This is a genomic window from Nocardioides sp. (assembly GCF_050699375.1).
In the GTDB taxonomy this organism is placed as follows: domain Bacteria; phylum Actinomycetota; class Actinomycetes; order Propionibacteriales; family Nocardioidaceae; genus Nocardioides.
This window is the reverse complement of the sequence record NZ_JBOHDN010000089.1, coordinates 13,481-30,825: the sequence shown is the minus strand read 5'-3', so window position 1 is coordinate 30,825 and position 17,345 is coordinate 13,481. Positions and strand designations below refer to the sequence as shown.

The window sequence follows — 17,345 nt, the reverse complement described above, 5'->3', positions numbered from 1 at the left end:
CCTTTGCAGGCCGAGGCGTCAGTTCTGCAGGCCGAGAAGGCAGCCAGTGACTTCTCGGCCTGCACAAGTGACCTCTCGGCCTGCAGAGGTGACTTCTCGGCCGACGTAGGTGACCTCTGGGTGAGATGGTTAACGGGTATTCACCAAGGCTGGGTGGGGTGACGTCTAGGGTGCTGCCCATGGAGTTGACTGAGAGCACAGCGATCGTGACCGGGGCGGCCAGCGGGATCGGGGCGGCTACGGCACGGGCGCTGGCGGCAAAGGGTGCGACGGTGATCGTCGCGGACATGCAGAAGGACAAGGGCGAGGCTCTGGCCGAGGAGATCAAGGGGCTCTTCGTGCCCGTTGATGTCACCGACACCGAGCAGATCACCAACGCGGTCGAGCGGGCCGTGGAGGTCGCGCCGCTGAAGGCGGTGGTCAACTCGGCCGGGATCGGGTGGGCGCAGCGTACGATCGGGCGCGATGGTCAGATCGGGTCGGCGCACGACCTGGATGCGTACAAGAAGGTCATCGCGATCAACCTGATCGGCACCTTCGACATGTGCCGCCAGGCGGCGACGTACATCAGCCGCAACGAGCCGGACGCCAACGGCCAGCGTGGCGCGATCGTCAACCTGGCCAGCGTGGCCGCCTTCGACGGTCAGATCGGGCAGGTGTCCTACTCGTCCTCCAAGGGCGGCGTCGTCGGCCTCACCCTCCCGCTCGCGCGAGACCTCTCCGCGGCCGGGATCCGGGTCAACACCGTCGCTCCCGGTCTGATCGACACCCCGATCTACGGCGAGGGGCCGGAGTCCGAGGCGTTCAAGGCGAAGCTCGGCGAGAGCGTGCTGTTCCCGCACCGTCTCGGCGTGCCCGAGGAGCTGGCGAGCATGGTCGTGGAATGCCTGACCAACGACTACATGAACGGCGAGACGATCCGCGTCGACGGCGGCATCCGGATGCCTCCGAAGTAAGAGATCGCGCGGGAGAGCCGCAAGTGGTACCCCGACGGCTGGCGCACCGCTAGTGTGTGCGCCAGCCGCGGACACCTGACACTGCCCCGCGGGGTATCGGAGCAAGGGGAGTTCGCATGTCCGGCAAGGCGGGCAGCAGTACGTCGAAGGCGCTCGCGATCATCGAGCCCGAGCCGCCCACGGAGCCCACGAAGGAGCCACGGTTCTCGCGGGAGACGGTGGGGGTCGTCGCCGGGGCCGTCGGTGTGCTGGCCCTGTGCCTGTTGGCGACCGCGCTGGTCGCCAGCGGCAAGCCGAGCGCGGAGGCGAGCAGGACCTGTGGCGGCCCGCAGATGACCCTCGCGGCGGCCCCCGAGGCCGCGACCGTCGTGCGCGACATCCTCGAGGACGCCGGCTGCAGCCAGATCGAGGTCAAGGCGACAGCGGCCGACAAGGTCCTGACGCCGATGGCACTCGGCGGCGAGCTGCCCGACGTATGGATCCCTGACTCCTCGCTCTGGCTCGAGCGGATCAGGCCCGCCGTCGAGCCGGTGACGCTGCGGGAGTCGATGGCGTCATCCCCGGTCGTGCTCGTCTCCGGTGACGGGCTCACCCGCACCTCCTACGCCGAGGTGTTCGCCGAGGACGACCTGCTGCTGGGCGACCCGCAGCGGATGATGAGCGCCCTCGGGACGGTCGTCGCGGGCCAGGCGAAACCCAAGAACGCGGCCAAGCTGGAGCCGTACGCGGAACGGATCAGGTCCGGTGCCGAAGGCGCCACGCCGACCGACTCGGGTCGGCTCGCGGAGCTGCGCACCGTGTCGAGCGGGGTGACCGCGACCAGCGAGCAGCAGTGGTCGACGTACGCCCCGATGCTGAAGGCCAGCGCGCCGAAGGAGGGCACGGTGGTCCTCGACTTCCCGGTCCTGATCACCGCCGACTCCTCGCGCCGCAACACCGTCGCCGCCTCGATCACCAGCCTCGCTCGTGTGCTGGACAGCGGCGCCGCCGACACCGCACTGACCCAGGCCGGCTTCCGCACCGCCGGCGCGGGCAAGCCGTCGCCCAACGTCGGTACCTTCACCGAGGTCGACGCCGCCACCGTGTCGAAGACCGTGTCGGAGTGGAACGCCAGGCTGCGGCCGACCCGGGGCATCGCCGCGATCGACGTCTCCGGCTCGATGGCTTTCCCGGCCGCCTCCGGCAGCGCGACGACCCGGCTCGAGTTCACCCAGGCAGCCGCCTCGGAAGGCCTCGAGCAGCTCCCGGGCAACGCCGCGATCGGGCTGTGGGCCTTCTCCGAGGAGACCGAGGGCAAGCTCGACGGTGACTACTCCGTGCTCGTTCCGACCCGCCCCCTGGCGTCCGGCAACCAGCGCAAGGTGCTCGAGAAGGAGATCGCCGGTCTCACCGCTCGCACCGGCGGCGGCACCGCGCTGCACGACACCGCGTTGGCCGCCTACCAGGCCGCCGTCGCCTCCTACGACCCGCTCGCCTCCAACGCCGTGCTCCTCTTCACCGACGGCACCAACGATGATCCGGACTCGGTGGACCTGGCCGGACTCGTACGCGAGCTGGAGGCCGCCTCCGACCCGCAGCGGCCGGTCCGCGTGATCGGGGTCGGGATCACTGCCGACGCCGACCTGGGCGCGTTGCAGGCGATCGCAGAGGCGACGGACGGGGCTGCGTACGTCGCGGAGCGACCGGAGGACGTCGGGCCGGTCCTCGAGCAGGCGATCGGCCAGCGTTAGATAAGCATTGTCCCCCGGGTGGTGCGGCGCCGTATCCTTGTTGGTATATGACGAACAACGCACACGACTTCTCACTCGCTGACGCGCTCGAGGCCACCGAGGACTGGGACGCGCTCGACGACTCGTTCGAGTCGGGCTATGCCGATGAGAATGGCTACAGCGCCGACGAGGACCCCGAGGACGCCAACCCGACGGCCGGCGCCATGGAGCTCGCCGAGCGGCATGCGCTCAAGCGCGTCGCCAGCCTGCGCACCGAGCTCGAGGACATCACCGAGGTCGAGTACCGCCAGCTGCGACTGGAGCGGGTGGTGCTCGTGGGCGTGTGGGCCGGCGGCACCCAGACGGACGCCGAGAACTCCCTGGCCGAGCTCGCGCTGCTCGCCGAGACGGCCGGCTCGGAGGTGCTCGAGGCGATCTACCAGCGTCGCCAGGCGCCGGACCCCGCGACGTACATCGGACGCGGGAAGGTCGAGGCCCTCAAGGAGATCGTGGCCGCGACCGGCGCCGACACCGTGATCGCCGACGGCGAGCTGGCCCCGAGCCAGCTGAGGAACCTCGAGGACCGAACCGGGGTCAAGGTCGTCGACCGCACCGCGCTGATCCTCGACATCTTCGCCCAGCACGCCAAGTCGCGTGAGGGCCAGGCGCAGGTCGAGCTCGCCCAGCTCAGCTACATGAAGCAGCGGCTTCGTGGCTGGGGTGGCAACCTGTCCCGCCAGGCCGGTGGCCGGGTCGCCGGCGGTGCCGGTATCGGTGGCCGTGGTCCTGGTGAGACCAAGATCGAGACCGACCGTCGCCGGATCAACACCAAGATCGCCAAGCTCAACCGTGAGCTGAAGGCGATGAAGGGCACCCGCGACACCAAGCGCGCCGACCGTCTGCGTCACCACATCCCGGCGGTCGCGATCGCCGGCTACACCAACGCCGGCAAGTCCTCGCTCCTCAACCGCCTGACCGGTGCCGGGGTGCTCGTAGAGGACGCTCTCTTCGCGACCCTGGACCCGACCACCCGGCGTACGACGACCGAGGACGGGCGAGTCTTCACGATGTCCGACACCGTCGGGTTCGTGCGCCACCTGCCCCACCAGCTCATCGAGGCCTTCCGCTCGACCCTGGAGGAGGTCGCCGACGCCGACCTGGTCGTGCACGTCGTCGACGGAGCCCACCCCGACCCGGAGGGCCAGCTTGCGTCCGTGCGCGAGGTCTTCGCCGAGATCGGTGCCGCGGACGTGCCCGAGCTGGTGGTGATCAACAAGGCCGACATCGCCGACCCGCTGGTGATCGGCCGCCTGCTGCGCACCGAGCCGCACTCGGTGGCGGTCTCCGCGAAGACCGGCGAGGGCATCGACGAGGCCATCAAGGCAGTCGAGGCCGACCTCCCGCGACCGAGCGTGGAGTTCTCCGCGCTGGTGCCCTACGAGCGGGGCGACCTGGTCAACCGGCTCCACCAGCACGGCGAGATCGACCACCTCGAGCACACTGCCGAGGGCACCATGCTCAAGGGCCGCGCCAACGCCGACCTGGCCGGTGAGCTCGCGGCGTACACGAACTGAGCGAGGCCGAGCGGCGAGGGAGTAACCGGGCGCAGCTCGCACTCCGCCTGACGTAGGCTCGTGTGGCGTCTCACCCCGGCGTTTCGACACCGGCGATGCTTCGCTCATCCTTCACACTTGGGACGGTCGACCGAGGAGAGGAGGGCACAGATGAGGACACACGTACGCCGCGCAGCGCGCGCCACGATCGTGAGCGCGCTGGCTGGTGCCGTCCTCATGGCCATGCTGGCCGGATGTGGCTCCGACGACCTCGAGGTTCTCCCGGGCCAGGACGTGAGCAAGGATCCTGTGGTCACCCAGGACATGTGCTCCAGGTTCGCGGCCGAGTCGGTCTCCCGCGCGGCGGTCGTCACCGGCGCCGGGCAGCGGATCGTGGTGATCGGCGACTCGTGGGCCGCCGGCTACGGGCTCGATGACCCCGGGAAGTCCTGGCCGGCCTATCTCGACGGCCAGGTGCGGGTCTCCGGTTTCGCGGGCACCGGCTACGCGCGATCATCGATGGAGCGTTGCGGGCCGATCTCGTTCGGTGAACGTGCTGCCGACGCCGTCCGACCGGGCGCTGACCTGGTCGTTCTCGAGGGTGGCATCAACGACGCCCACCGCGAGGTGGAAGAGGCCGAGAAGGGATTCCGGGAGACTCTCGACGCGCTCAAGGGCCACGACGTCGTCGTGCTCAGCGCCCCGCGCGTCTCCACCCGGGCTGCGGCCATCAAGGGCGTCAACCGGATGCTGAAGCGGGTCTCGGCGGAGTACGGGGTGACGTACATCAACGTCTTCGACCTCGAGCTTCCCTACCAGGACGACAAGACGCATCTGACCGAGTCGGGGCATGTGCAGTTCGGCGAGACCGTCGCCCGGCGGATCGCGGAGAGCCGGTCGGAGACTGTCCCCGCCCACGGCTAAAGTTGCCCGGGTGACCGCAACCGAGACCGCTGCCGAGACGCCAGTTCGAGAAGCCTTGGCGGACGCGGTCGCGACCCTCGGAGGGTCGACCCGCGACGGCCAGGTGCTGATGGCCGACGCGGTCGCCCAGGCCTTCGCGGACGAGGAGCACCTGCTGGTCGAGGCCGGCACCGGCACGGGGAAGTCGCTGGCCTATCTGGTCCCGTCGCTGCTGCACGACAACCGCGTCGTGGTCGCCACCGCGACCCTGGCGCTGCAGCACCAGCTCGTCGAGCGGGACCTGCCGCGCCTGGTCAAGGCGGTCGGCGATCGTCCTGGCGTCGATGCGTCCTATGCGGTCCTCAAGGGTCGCTCCAACTACGCCTGCCTCCACCGCGTCCGCGAGGGCGCGCCGGACGACCAGGGCACCCTCGTCGACGTCCCGCTGGGGCCGATGGCCGAGAAGGTCCTCGAGCTCCGCTCATGGGCCGAGAAGCAGTCCGACGACGGAGGCAGCGGCGAGCGCGACTCCGCGCCGCGGCACACCGACCGCGAGTGGCGGCAGGTCTCGGTCAACCACCGCGACTGCCTCGGCGCCGCGAAGTGTCCCTTCGGCGAGGAGTGCTTCGCCGAGGTGGCGAAGGAGAAGGCCCAGAAGAGCCACCTGATCGTCACCAACCACTCCCTCCTCGCGATCGACGCGATCGAGGGCGTGCCGATGATCCCTGAATACGACGCCGTGGTGATCGACGAGGCCCACGAGCTGGTCGCCCGGGTCACCCAGGCGGCGACCGACGAGCTGACCGCGGCCGAGGTGGAGCGGGCCGCTCGACGGGCCCAGAAGCACATCGAAGGATCCGAGGCCGACGACCTGGCCGACGCGTCCGACGCGCTGCGGGCGGCGATCAACGAGACCTCGCCCGGTCGGCTGATCACGCTGCCCGAGGTCGTCTCGGACGCCCTGGTGCTGGTGCGCGACGCTGCCCGGTCGGCGATCTCGGCGCTCCCGAAGCCGAAGGACTCCGAGGGTGCCGACCCCGGGTTCCAGCAGGCGAAGGGTGGACTGCAGGAGGTCTTCAGCACCGCCGAGCGGATGGCCGCGGCCGTCGAGTCCGACGTCATCTGGATCAACGAGGGCGGCGACCGGATCCCGCCTCGCCTGTGCGTCGCGCCGCTGCAGGTCTGGGCGCAGATGCGCGAGAAGCTGCTGCGGGAGAAGACCGTCGTCTTCGCCTCCGCGACCCTCAAGCTCGGTGGCGACTTCGGGCCGGTGGCCGGCTCGCTGGGCCTCAAGGCGGAGGAGCGCACCGCGCTGGGCGCGGACGCGCAGCGTACGGATGAGGTCCTGCCGTGGATCGGGCTCGATGTCGGCAGCCCGTTCGACTACGGCAAGCAGGGGATCCTGTACGTCGCCCGCCACCTGCCGCCTCCCGGGCGCGACGGCATGGCCGCGAAGACCCTGGACGAGATCGTCGACCTGGTCGACGCTGCCGACGGGCGTACGCTCGGACTCTTCTCATCCCGGCGGGCCGCCGAGGCGGCGGCCGAGGTCGTGCGCCAGAAGCTGCCCCACCTGACCACGCTGGCCCAGGGCGACGCGCAGCTGCCCGAGCTGGCCGCACAGTTCGTCGCCGATCCGCACACGGTGCTCTTCGGGACGCTGTCGCTGTGGCAGGGGCTGGACGTTCCCGGCGAAACCTGTCAGCTCGTGATCATCGACCGGATCCCGTTCCCGCGGCCCGACGACCCGCTGATGTCGGCCCGGCAACAGGCCGCCGACAAGGCCGGCGGCAACGGGTTCATGCAGGTCGCGGCCACCCATGCGGCGCTGCTGCTGGCGCAGGGGACCGGGCGGCTGATCCGCACCACCACCGACCGCGGGGTCGTGGCCGTGCTGGACGCGCGGCTGGCGACGGCCCGCTACGGCTCGTTCCTCAAGGCCAGCCTTCCGCCGATGTGGTCCACGACCGACCCGGCCATCGTGCGGCAGGCACTGAAGCGGCTCTCCGAGTCAGCCTCGGCCTGACCCAAGCCGAGTCGGCGCGTTCTGACCAAGAAAGACGCCGAGCCGGCGCGTCATAACGCGCCGACTCGGCGTGGAGGTCGTCAGCGGTAGGTCTTGGCCGACCAGCGGTGGGTCGCGCGGTCAGGGGACGCGGTGCCGTGGCAGGAGAAGGCGGTCTTCTGGCCGCACTTGAAGTTGCTGCTCGCGTTGGCGAAGGTGACCTCGACCTTGCGGATCCGCTTGGAGGAGAATCCCTTGACGGTCTTGGTCGCGATGCCCTTGCTGTTGGGCTTGAGGTAGTAGACGCCCCGGGTGCCGTCGGTGCGGAAGACGCTGACGACGGCGGCGTTGGCGCTCGGGCGGGCAACGTCGACCTTCACCCGCAGCTTCCAGCCCTTGCCGACCTTCTTCGGGACCAGGCGCTGCGAGGCGTACGTCAGGTGCTTGAGCGTGAACTTGCCGTCGACCGTCTTGCGCTTGGCGGGCAACGCGGTGCGGCCGTCGTAGAGCGGCGGGTAGTAGGCGCGGCCCTCGCTGTAGGTCTTCGAGGGAGCCAGGTTGGCGGCGGCGAAGCGGGCGTACTGCAGCTTCAGCGTGGTGCCGCGAGCAGCGAGCGCCCGGCGGATGGCGGTGGTGGAGAAGGTCGACGGGGTCCGGTTCCAGATCCCGAGGACGACCTCGGGCAGGTCGCCGCGCTTCTTGGCAAACCTCTCGGAGAGATAGCGGAAGAAGATCCAGTTGCCGTAGATGCCGAGATTGGAGGCACTGGAGTTGTCCATCGGCTTGCGCTGGTCCTCGAGCTGCCCGTAGGCCAGATACTGCCGGTTGTCGTTGATGCTGTCGTAGACCTCGTCCTCGACCCAGGTCGCGGTCGACTCCATCATCCAACGGTCCTCGCCGGCGTCGTAGGCGAACTGGATCGCGTGGAAGTACTCGTGTGCGGCGGTGACCCGGAGGTTCTCGGTGGGCGTGTTGGCCGAACCGTACTCACTGGTGGAGTAGTCGTTGTCCAGGACGCAGTAGGCCGTCGCGGCCGTCTTGGAGACCTTGGTCTCGGGGGCGCAGTAGCCGTAGTAGCCCTCGTCGTAGAGGTTCTCCAGGTAGATGTCCACCTTGCCCGGAGTGACCGCCTTGTCTGCCGCGGGCTTGCGGTAGCCCGACCGTACGTAGATGTTGTGGACCTTCGTCATCACGTCGCGGACCTGGTTCGCATACCCCACCGAAGAGCGGTCGCCACCCCTGCCCGGCGTGTAGTGGACACAGACGACGTTGCTGCAGGTCTGGGTCACTGCCTTCGGGCGGGCGAGCAGCTCGCGCGCGGCGGCCTTGCCCGAGCCGTCGAGGGAGTCCTTCGCGTTCCACAGGTCGGTCAGCGCGATCGTCGCGTCGGGCCGGCCGGCGACATGCCGCCCGGGCAGCGCCTGCCGGGCACCGCGCACCGACTGGCTGCGCTTGACCTTCTTGGCCGCCGCCAGCGCCTCGCGGGCCGCCTTCTCCGTCACGGGTTGCTCGGCACTGGTGTCGCCGCCGGTCATCACCGAGGTCGCTGCGGTCGACGCGTTCGCCGCGGTCGAGCCGGTTGCGGGGATGGTGGCGGCGAACGTCGCCACAACCATGCCTGCGATCAAGACGAAGGACAGTTGTTTCCGGTTGATCCGGCGAGCAAGGTTTCGCATCACGTACCAGACGTTCGGGGAAGGCAGACCTCGGCAGTCTAAGCGCACACGCGCCGGTCATACCGGTGAAACGCCTATGGCCCACCCAGACTGGCTCTGTTCGAGGCTTGGGCGGTCATGAGACCGGCTCGCTCACGCGGTGGACGCGATTGCTTCCGGTTGCTGTGGCGTACGACCGCGTCCAGGTCGCGGCGGTGTTCGAGTCCCTGCGCTCGCCGATGACGTACCAGTCCATCTGGGCCCGGTTGCGGGTCACATCGAGGACCGAGTAGCCGTGATCATCGAAGTTGAGATAGCGCACGTGGCGGTTGGCGGTCCTGATGATGTTCTCGACCGTCACACTCACGGTGCGCCGCGGCGCGCCGAGGATGTCCTTGAGGTTGTTCGAGGTCACCGAGGTGGCCACGAACTCGACGCCGGCGGTCCTGCCGAGCGGATAGACCGCGGAGTCGTACGGCAGGTCGCAGGCCCACGCGGAGTGGATGTCGCCGGTGACGAAGACGGTGTTGGTGATCGCGTTGTCGCGGATGTGCTCGAAGAGCTCGGTCCGGTCGGCGGTGTAGCCGTCCCACTGGTCGAGGTTGTAGGCGATGCCGTTGTCGGGCAGCAGTCCGGTGACGTCGTTGACCGGGGCGATCAGGCTCTTGGGGAGCGCACCGAAGGTGACCGGGCTGATCATCACCGGGTTGCCGACGATCTTCCACCGGGCGTCGGTGAGCAGGCCGTCCTTGAGCCACCCCAGCTGTTCGTCGCCGGTGATCGTGCGATCGGGGTCATCGACCTCGGCGAGCTCGGTGCGGCCGGCCTGCTCGGAGCGGTAGGAGCGGAGGTCGAGCATGCTCAGCTCGAGGAGGTTGCCAAAACGCAGCCGCCGGTAGATGCGGTCGTGGAGGTGGCCGGACTCCACCGTGGCGCTCCCAATGGTGGCCGTGCCGTCGACGCGCAGCGGCATCCACTCGTCGTAGGCCTGGTTGGCGTTGGTCTTGCGGTCGATCCAGTCGTACTCGCCGGGCTCGTTGTTCTCGGCGCCCAGCATCCAGGCGTCGTTGGCCGACTCGTGGTCGTCCCAGGTGACGATCCAGGGGAGGTGGGCGTGCGCGTCGGAGAGGTCGACGTCTCGCTTGTACTGCGCATGCCGGACCCGGTAGTCGGCCAGCGTGTGCATCTCGTGGGCCGGCTCGTGCGGGCGGATGTCCTCGTTGGCCATGCCGTAGCCGTACTCGCCGGGCCCGTACTCATAGAGGTAGTCGCCGAGGTGGAGCACCGCGTGCAGGTCCTCGCGCGTGGCCAGGTGGCGGTAGGCCGCGAACCAGCCGGCCTGCAGGTTGGAGCAGGAGACCACCCCGAAACGTACGTTGTCCGGGGTCGCGTCGGCGGCCGGAGCGGTACGGGTGCGGCCTACCCGGCTGGTCTGGCCGTTGTAGATGAATCTGTAGAAGTACCAGCTCTCGGGGGCCAGGCCGGTGACGTCGAGCTTCACCGTGTGGTCCCGGTCGGGGCCGGTCTGCTGGGAGCCCTTGCCGGCGACGTTCTTGAAGTCGGCGGTGGGCGAGACCTCCCAGCGGACCAGGACCTCGTCTCCCCGCCCCGATCCAGGGGTCGCGTCCGCGCTCGGGGTGACCCTGGTCCAGAGGACCACACGGTCCGGGAGCGGGTCGCCGGAGGCGACGCCGTGCTGGAAGTGGTTGAGCGCGGCGCTCGCTGCCTCGGCGGGCGAGGGGAGCGCGACGGCGGCCGCCGCGGATCCGGTGCCTACGAGGCCGGCGGCGAGGAGGGTGCGGCGATCGAGCTGGGGATGAGCTGGAACAGGCTGGGCTGGACGGGTCTGGGTCACGCTGTATGAAACGACACAGCCGCCGACCCTGTCATGGGCCGGCGGCTGGATTTCACGCAGTGTTCCAGGGCTGGTTCCGGGAGGTTGTGCGCGGGGCTCAGAGGCTGCGCAGGACCGCTGTCACCTTGCCGAGGATCGTGGCGTGGGTGCCGTCGATGGGCTCGTACGCAGCGTTGTGCGGCAGCAGCCAGACCTTGCCGTCCTTGCGGGAGAGCGTCTTCACGGTCGCCTCGCCGTCGATCAGCGCGGCGACGATCTCGCCGTTCTCCGCGTTGGGCTGTTGGCGCACGACCACGAAGTCGCCGTCGCAGATGGCCGCGTCGACCATCGAGTCACCGGAGACCGAGAGCAGGAAGAGGTCGCCGTTGCCCACCAGCTGCTTGGGCAGCGGGAAGACGTCCTCGACGCTCTGCTGGCTCGAGGTCTCCTCGGCCAGGATCGGGCCACCGGCCGCGATCCGGCCGACGAGCGGGACCATGGTCGCGTCGGGGTTGGCATTGACGTTGGCCTCGGCGGTGATGGGCGCCTCGGGCTCCTCGCCGGACATGGCTTTGCGATGGGCCATCACCTCGGGAAGGAAGACCTCGAGGGCGCGGGGTCGCTTCGGGTCCTTGCGGATCAGACCACGCTGCTCCAGCGCGCGGAGCTGGTGGGCGACGCTGCTGGTGCTGGTCAGCCCGACCGCGGCACCGATCTCGCGCATGCTGGGCGGGTAGCCGCGCTGCTCGATGCTGTCGCGCAGGTGAGCGAGGATGCGCTGCTGACGCGGCGTGAGCCCGGTCGCGTCCGGCGGCCCGTCGGGCAGCTCGCGGACGCGGCTCTTCTTCGAACCGCCTGATCCGGTGCCTGTCTTCTGCGTGGTCATGTCACCACATTAGTCCCTCTGGCCTCACGACTTCAAACATCTGTTCGATCTCGGTCGTGGCGCGTGTCGCCGTTCGAAAATTCTTCGAACGCCTACTTGCATTGTTCGAACACGTGATCTACCTTCGAACACATGCTCGATCGAACACGTGATCGAGAGAGACTCGTGAACTGGAGGCCGTGATGAGTGCAACCGTGTATGTGCTGCCTGTAGCCGAGGCCCCGCGTCCTGTGCAGGAAGTGCGTCGCTCCACTGTGCGGCTGACTCGGCGCGGCCGGATCGTCGTGTTCGCCTTCGCACTCGTCGTCCTCTTCGGGATCGCTCTCGTCGGGGCGCGGGTGGCGTTCGGGGCGGAGAACGGTGCGGAAAAAAGCCCCGGTTCCTCCGCCCACACGATGGTCGTCGGCGATGGCGACACGCTCTGGGACATCTCCTCGGAGGCGGTCGTCGGCACCGATGCCTCGATCCGGGAGATGGAGCAGACGATCAAGGAGTTCAACAGCCTCGAGTCCTCGATGCTGGTGACAGGTCAGACCCTGATCATCCCGACCGCGCGCTGACGCGCCAATTGATGTCCGGCTGTTCCTTCGAGACGACTGAGCGAGGTCGAGCGGCGAGCTTGCTCGTCCGCCCGCACCGAGCGAGGGAGTCAGCCCGCGCAGCGGGCACCCTGGCAGCCGGCTACCGGGGAAACACGAGGGTGCCGCAGACGATGGGAAGCGTCTGCGGCGCTCTCGCCGCTGTTCGTGAGCCGGTCTCAGTGCCGGCGGCGGTAGGTGTTCTCGGGTGTCGCCGGAGGCCACTGCTCGTTGCGGGAGCTGCGCCGCGGCGGCCACTCGTCCTCCTGCTGAGCCGGCGGGTCCTGAGGCTGTCGCTGGGAGGGCATGGCCTGGGTCGGGGGCGGCTCCGGCGGCGGCAGCTGCGAGCGCGAACCGGTCTGGCCATAGCTCGACGGCGCCTGGTAGGCGCCGGACTGATACTGCGGCGCGCTCGACTGCTGGGTCGGATAGCTCCCCGAGCCGTAGCTCTGGCTGTCGTAGCTCTGGCTGTCGTAGCCCTGGGGGCTCCGTGGTGTCGAGGCCGGTGTGGGCGGGCTCGAGTAGTAGGGCTGCGAGGACTGCGGCGGGCGGGGCGGCGGCTGGTAGGTGGGTGCACCATAGGCGGCCCGGCTGCCGGTGTCGCCGTAGGCCGTCTGGCCCGTGGCGTAGTCGTAGGGGGACTGGCTACCGGTGTCGGTGTAGGCCGAACGGTTCCCGGTGTCGCCGAAGGACGAGCGGTTGCTCGTGTCGCCGTACTGGGACCGGTTGCCCGTGTCGCCGTAAGGCGGCTGCGAGCCCGTGTCGCCATAGGTGTCGCCGTAGGCCGTCTGGCTGCCGGTGTCAGAGGTGTGCCGGCCGTACGCACCGGTGTCCTCGTAGCCGTAGGTCCCGGCGGAGCCGTAGTAGTCCTGCTCCGGGTAGTCCTGCTCCTCGACGTACGCGTTGGAGTGGCTGCCGGTGTAGTCGTCGGTAGGTGGGGTAGGGGTGCCGGTGAGGGCGCGCCAGGCCTTCCCTGCGAAGGTGAAGGTGAAGAAGAGGCAGGCGACCGCGGCGACTGCCGCGATGCCGAGCTTCGTCCAGGCGCCGGACTCGCCGCCGCGTGCGTCGGCCCCGAAACCGACGGCGACCCACACCAGGATTCCCCACACGATGAGGAAGCCCAGCGTCGCGATCGCAGGCAGGATGAATGGTGGCCGGGGACCGTTGCTGGGGCGCGTGCCTCTCCGCGACCCGACGCGATTTCCTCCGGAGATGTTTGTCACGGGGGCCATTCTTACTCATCGGGGCCAGCAGAGTGCGGTTGAACCGGAATCTTTAAGTGTTTGACCGGACTCTCCGAGGCGTTCTCGCGGCGGCATGCCGGGGCGACACGCCGGACACGCGCGGGATCGCGAACTGCGCTTGCATCGCCTTGGGGGCGGGCGTACGGTTACCACTACATCTAGTAGTTACACGGCTGTAGTTATCCACATCTAGTTCACATGAACGGGCGGATGGTTCACAGCCATGAGGGTGTTGTTCCACAGGGGCTCACGCTCATATCCACAGGTTCCACAGGCTCCGCCGCGGTTGAGGTGGCCTGGATCCACAAGGTTCGATTCCACGAAGGGGGCTCGGCGTGCACTGTCCGTTCTGCCGGAACAGCGACACCAAGGTGCTCGACTCCCGTGTGTCCGAGGACGGTGGCCAGATCAGGCGCCGACGGGTCTGCCAGGAATGCGAGAAGAGGTTCACCACCGTCGAGCAGATGCAGCTGATGGTGGCCAAGCGCTCGGGCGCCGCTGAGCCGTTCAGTCGTGACAAGGCGGTGCATGGCGTACGCAAGGCGTGCAAGGGCCGCCCGGTCACCGAGGACCAGCTCGCCTGCCTGGGCCAGGAGGTCGAGCAGGCGCTGCGCAGCCACGGGCTGGCGGAGGTTCCCAGCAACGAGGTGGGGCTGGCGATCCTCGCGCCGCTGCGTGAGCTCGACGAGGTGGCCTACCTGCGTTTCGCGAGCGTCTACCGGGCCTTCGGCTCGGCGGCCGACTTCGAGCGTGAGATCCAGATGCTGCGTACGGAGCGGGAAGTCCAGGACTACGAGGCACAGCATCCGATCGAGGCACCTGTGGGCACCGACTAGATCCCACGGCCATCCAGATCGACTCAGGTCGAGATGGCACACAGACCGGCCCGGGCAGGCCGTGGGGAAGCGACCTGTCCGGGCCATCCAAGCGGAACAAGCAGCAAGACGTACGAAGCCCGTCAGGGCGCAACAGGAGACTCGACCATCAGCACCGACCAGCACAACGGCACCGCGATCGATGACAACAGGGGGAACGAGATGACAGACACGGCAGCAGAGGCACAGGCACCAGGGAAGAGGGCGGCCCGGCTGAAGATCGAGCGGATCTTCAGCACCGAGGGCGTGCACCCGTATGACGAGATCACCTGGGAGCGACGCGACGTCGTCCAGAAGAACTGGAAGACCGGCGAGACCGTCTTCGAGCAGACCGGTGTGGAGTTCCCCGACTTCTGGTCGCTCAACGCCTCGACGATCGTGACGACCAAGTACTTCCGTGGCGCGATGGGCACCGCGAAGCGCGAGCAGAGCCTCAAGCAGCTGATCGACCGGGTCGTGAACACCTACGTCGCCTCCGGCAAGGAGAACGGCTACTTCGCCAGCGACGCCGACGCGGACCTCTTCGGTCGCGAGCTCACCTGGCTGCTGGTCCACCAGTACTTCGCGTTCAACTCGCCGGTCTGGTTCAACGTCGGCACCGAGTCCCCCCAGCAGGTCTCGGCCTGCTTCATCCTCTCGGTCGACGACTCCATGGACTCGATCCTGAACTGGTACAAGGAGGAGGGCCTGATCTTCAAGGGCGGCTCCGGTGCCGGTCTCAACCTCTCCCGCATCCGCTCCTCCAAGGAGCTGCTGAAGTCCTCCGGCGGCACCGCCTCCGGCCCCGTCTCCTTCATGCGCGGCGCCGACGCGTCCGCGGGCACCATCAAGTCCGGCGGCGCCACCCGCCGTGCCGCGAAGATGGTCGTGCTCGACGTGGACCACCCCGACATCGAGGAGTTCGTCGAGACCAAGGCGCGCGAGGAGGACAAGATCCGCGCGCTGCGCGACGCCGGCTTCGACATGGACCTGGGCGGCAAGGACAGCCACAGCGTCCAGTACCAGAACGCCAACAACTCCGTTCGCGTCTCCGACGAGTTCATGCGCGCCGTCGAGGAGGGCAAGAAGTTCGGCCTCCGCGCCCGCACCACCGGTGAGGTCATCGAGGAGATCGACGCCCGCGAGCTCTTCCGCAAGATCTCGGTCGCCGCGTGGGAGTGTGCCGACCCGGGTCTGCAGTACGACGACACCATCAACGACTGGCACACCAACCCGGAGACGGGCCGGATCACCGGCTCCAACCCGTGCTCGGAGTACATGTCGCTGGACAACTCCTCCTGCAACCTGGCGTCGCTGAACCTGCTGAAGTTCCTTCGCCAAGACGACACCTTCGACGCCGAGCGGTTCCAGCAGGCCTGCGAGGTCGTCTTCACCGCGATGGACATCTCGATCTGCTTCGCCGACTTCCCGACCGAGGCGATCGGCGAGACCACCCGCGACTACCGTCAGCTCGGCATCGGCTACGCCAACCTCGGCGCGCTGCTGATGGCGATGGGTCTCGGCTACGACTCCGAGGGTGGCCGCACGATGGCCGCCGCCATCACCTCGCTGATGACCGGCGCCGGCTACAAGCGCTCGGCCGAGCTGGCCGCTGTCGTCGGGCCGTACGCCGGGTACGCCCGCAACGCCGAGGCTCACAAGCGGGTCATGCGCAAGCACCAGGCTGCCAACGACGCGGTCCGCTCGATCAACCCGGTCGACCGCAACATCATCGACGCCGCCACTCGCGTGTGGGCCGACGTGATCGAGGTCGGCAAGGTCAACGGCTACCGCAACGCGCAGGCCTCGCTGCTCGCGCCGACCGGCACCATCGGCTTCATGATGGACTGCGACACCACCGGCATCGAGCCCGACTTCTCGCTGGTCAAGTTCAAGAAGCTCGTCGGCGGCGGCTCGATGCAGATCGTCAACCAGGTGATCCCGCGGGCCCTGACCAAGATGGGCTACCAGCCCGAGCAGATCGAGGCGATCGTCGACTACATCGCCGAGCACGGCCACGTCATCGACGCCCCCGGCCTGCGCCAGGAGCACTACGAGGTCTTCGACACCGCTATGGGCAAGCGCGCGCTGCAGCCGATGGGCCACGTACGGATGATGGCGGCGACCCAGCCGTTCCTCTCCGGCGCGATCTCCAAGACCGTCAACCTGCCCGAGTCGGCCACCGTCGAGGAGATCGAGCAGGTCTACCTGGAGTCGTGGAAGCTCGGCCTGAAGGCAACCGCGATCTACCGCGACAACTGCAAGGTCGGCCAGCCGCTGGCCGACGGCAAGTCGGAGGGCGCCAAGAAGGACCAGGGCCTCTCCACCGCGGACGCGACCGCTCTGGCCGCCGAGGCCGACGTCGAGCCCGAGGTCGTCGAGAAGATCATCGAGAAGATCATCTACGCGCCGACCCGCAAGCGTCTGCCGAAGTCCCGCGTCTCGCGCACCACCTCCTTCACGGTCGGTGGCGCCGAGGGCTACATGACCTCCGGTGCGCACGCCGACGGCGAGCTCGGTGAGGTCTTCCTCAAGCTCGGCAAGCAGGGCTCGACCCTGGCCGGCGTCATGGACGCCTTCTCCATCGCCGTGTCCGTCGGGCTTCAGTACGGCGTACCCCTGGAGACGTACGTCTCCAAGTTCACCAACCTGAAGTTCGAGCCCGCCGGTCTGACCGACGACCCGGACGTACGCATGGCGCAGTCGCTCATGGACTACGTCTTCCGCCGGCTGGCGCTGGACTACATGTCCTTCGAGGACCGCTCCGCGCTCGGGATCTACTCCGCCGACGAGCGTCAGCGCTACCTGGAGACCGGTTCCTACGAGCAGCTCGGCAACGGCACCACCGCCGCCGAACTCGTCGAGAAGCCGGCACCGGAGCGCAAGGAGACCAAGGCCAAGGCCGAGGTCGTCGACGCCGACATCAAGGAAGAGGCTCCGGTCGAGGAGGCTCCGAAGGACGACTCCAAGGTCGCCCACACCACCGCCGAGCTGCTCGAGTCGATCAGCGGCATGGCCATCGACAGCCCGCTCTGCTTCACCTGCGGCACCAAGATGCGCCCCGCCGGCTCCTGCTACGTCTGCGAGGGCTGCGGCTCGACCTCCGGTTGCAGCTGATCCTGAAGGCTGAATGAGTCCGGTCCCACACCCGAGGAAGGGTGCGGGACC

The 17,345-nt window shown here is 68.6% G+C and carries 12 protein-coding genes; 8 read left to right on the top strand and 4 right to left on the bottom strand.

From position 1 onward, the window contains the following. The first annotated feature begins 179 nt into the window (after window positions 1-179). The 5 genes from ACRDPS_RS06275 to ACRDPS_RS06255 all read left to right on the top strand — a co-directional run bounded on the left by ACRDPS_RS06275 (window position 180) and on the right by ACRDPS_RS06255 (window position 7,147). Window positions 180-956 (top strand): SDR family NAD(P)-dependent oxidoreductase, encoded by a 777-nt coding sequence (locus tag ACRDPS_RS06275; protein WP_431500766.1) that lies wholly within the window; start codon window positions 180-182, stop codon window positions 954-956. Between the two features lie 116 nt (window positions 957-1,072). Next, a complete protein-coding gene (locus ACRDPS_RS06270) occupies window positions 1,073-2,686 on the top strand; it encodes a substrate-binding domain-containing protein (protein ID WP_431500765.1) in 1,614 nt (537 codons plus the stop codon). A 47-nt stretch (window positions 2,687-2,733) separates the two neighbouring features. Continuing rightward, window positions 2,734-4,239 (top strand): GTPase HflX, encoded by a 1,506-nt coding sequence (gene hflX / locus ACRDPS_RS06265; RefSeq protein WP_431500764.1) that lies wholly within the window; start codon window positions 2,734-2,736, stop codon window positions 4,237-4,239. 150 nt (window positions 4,240-4,389) lie between these two features. Continuing rightward, the gene (locus tag ACRDPS_RS06260; RefSeq protein WP_431500763.1) at window positions 4,390-5,142 is read left to right on the top strand and encodes an SGNH/GDSL hydrolase family protein; all 753 of its coding nucleotides are present in this window, start codon (window positions 4,390-4,392) and stop codon (window positions 5,140-5,142) included. A gap of 10 nt (window positions 5,143-5,152) precedes the next feature. Beyond that, window positions 5,153-7,147, top strand: a complete 1,995-nt coding sequence (locus ACRDPS_RS06255) for an ATP-dependent DNA helicase (RefSeq protein ID WP_431500762.1) — start codon at window positions 5,153-5,155, stop codon at window positions 7,145-7,147. Window positions 7,148-7,227: 80 nt separating this feature from the next. On the opposite strand, the gene ACRDPS_RS06250 is transcribed toward ACRDPS_RS06255, so the two are convergent. From ACRDPS_RS06250 to lexA, 3 genes are all read right to left on the bottom strand, one after another. Next, window positions 7,228-8,742 (bottom strand): MXAN_6640 family putative metalloprotease, encoded by a 1,515-nt coding sequence (locus ACRDPS_RS06250; RefSeq protein WP_431500761.1) that lies wholly within the window; start codon window positions 8,740-8,742, stop codon window positions 7,228-7,230. A 175-nt stretch (window positions 8,743-8,917) separates the two neighbouring features. Further along, window positions 8,918-10,636, bottom strand: coding sequence for an alkaline phosphatase D family protein (locus ACRDPS_RS06245; protein ID WP_431500760.1), 1,719 nt, complete (start codon window positions 10,634-10,636; stop codon window positions 8,918-8,920). 97 nt (window positions 10,637-10,733) lie between these two features. Next, entirely contained in the window at window positions 10,734-11,501 is a 768-nt protein-coding gene (gene lexA / locus ACRDPS_RS06240; RefSeq protein WP_431500759.1) for a transcriptional repressor LexA, read from the bottom strand. A 182-nt stretch (window positions 11,502-11,683) separates the two neighbouring features. Here lexA and ACRDPS_RS06235 point away from each other — a divergent pair, with 182 nt between their 5' ends. Further along, window positions 11,684-12,061 carry a LysM peptidoglycan-binding domain-containing protein gene (locus ACRDPS_RS06235; RefSeq protein WP_431500758.1) on the top strand — a complete coding sequence of 126 codons (378 nt, stop codon included), beginning with the start codon at window positions 11,684-11,686 and terminating at the stop codon, window positions 12,059-12,061. A 197-nt stretch (window positions 12,062-12,258) separates the two neighbouring features. Here the strand turns inward: ACRDPS_RS06235 and ACRDPS_RS06230 are convergent, their stop codons facing one another. Then, window positions 12,259-13,302, bottom strand: coding sequence for a hypothetical protein (locus ACRDPS_RS06230; RefSeq protein WP_431500757.1), 1,044 nt, complete (start codon window positions 13,300-13,302; stop codon window positions 12,259-12,261). A gap of 356 nt (window positions 13,303-13,658) precedes the next feature. On the opposite strand from ACRDPS_RS06230, the gene nrdR reads away from it, so the two are divergent. After that, window positions 13,659-14,159, top strand: coding sequence for a transcriptional regulator NrdR (nrdR, locus tag ACRDPS_RS06225; RefSeq protein WP_431500756.1), 501 nt, complete (start codon window positions 13,659-13,661; stop codon window positions 14,157-14,159). 201 nt (window positions 14,160-14,360) lie between these two features. Further along, window positions 14,361-17,294, top strand: coding sequence for a vitamin B12-dependent ribonucleotide reductase (locus ACRDPS_RS06220; protein WP_431500755.1), 2,934 nt, complete (start codon window positions 14,361-14,363; stop codon window positions 17,292-17,294). Window positions 17,295-17,345: the final 51 nt, after the last annotated feature.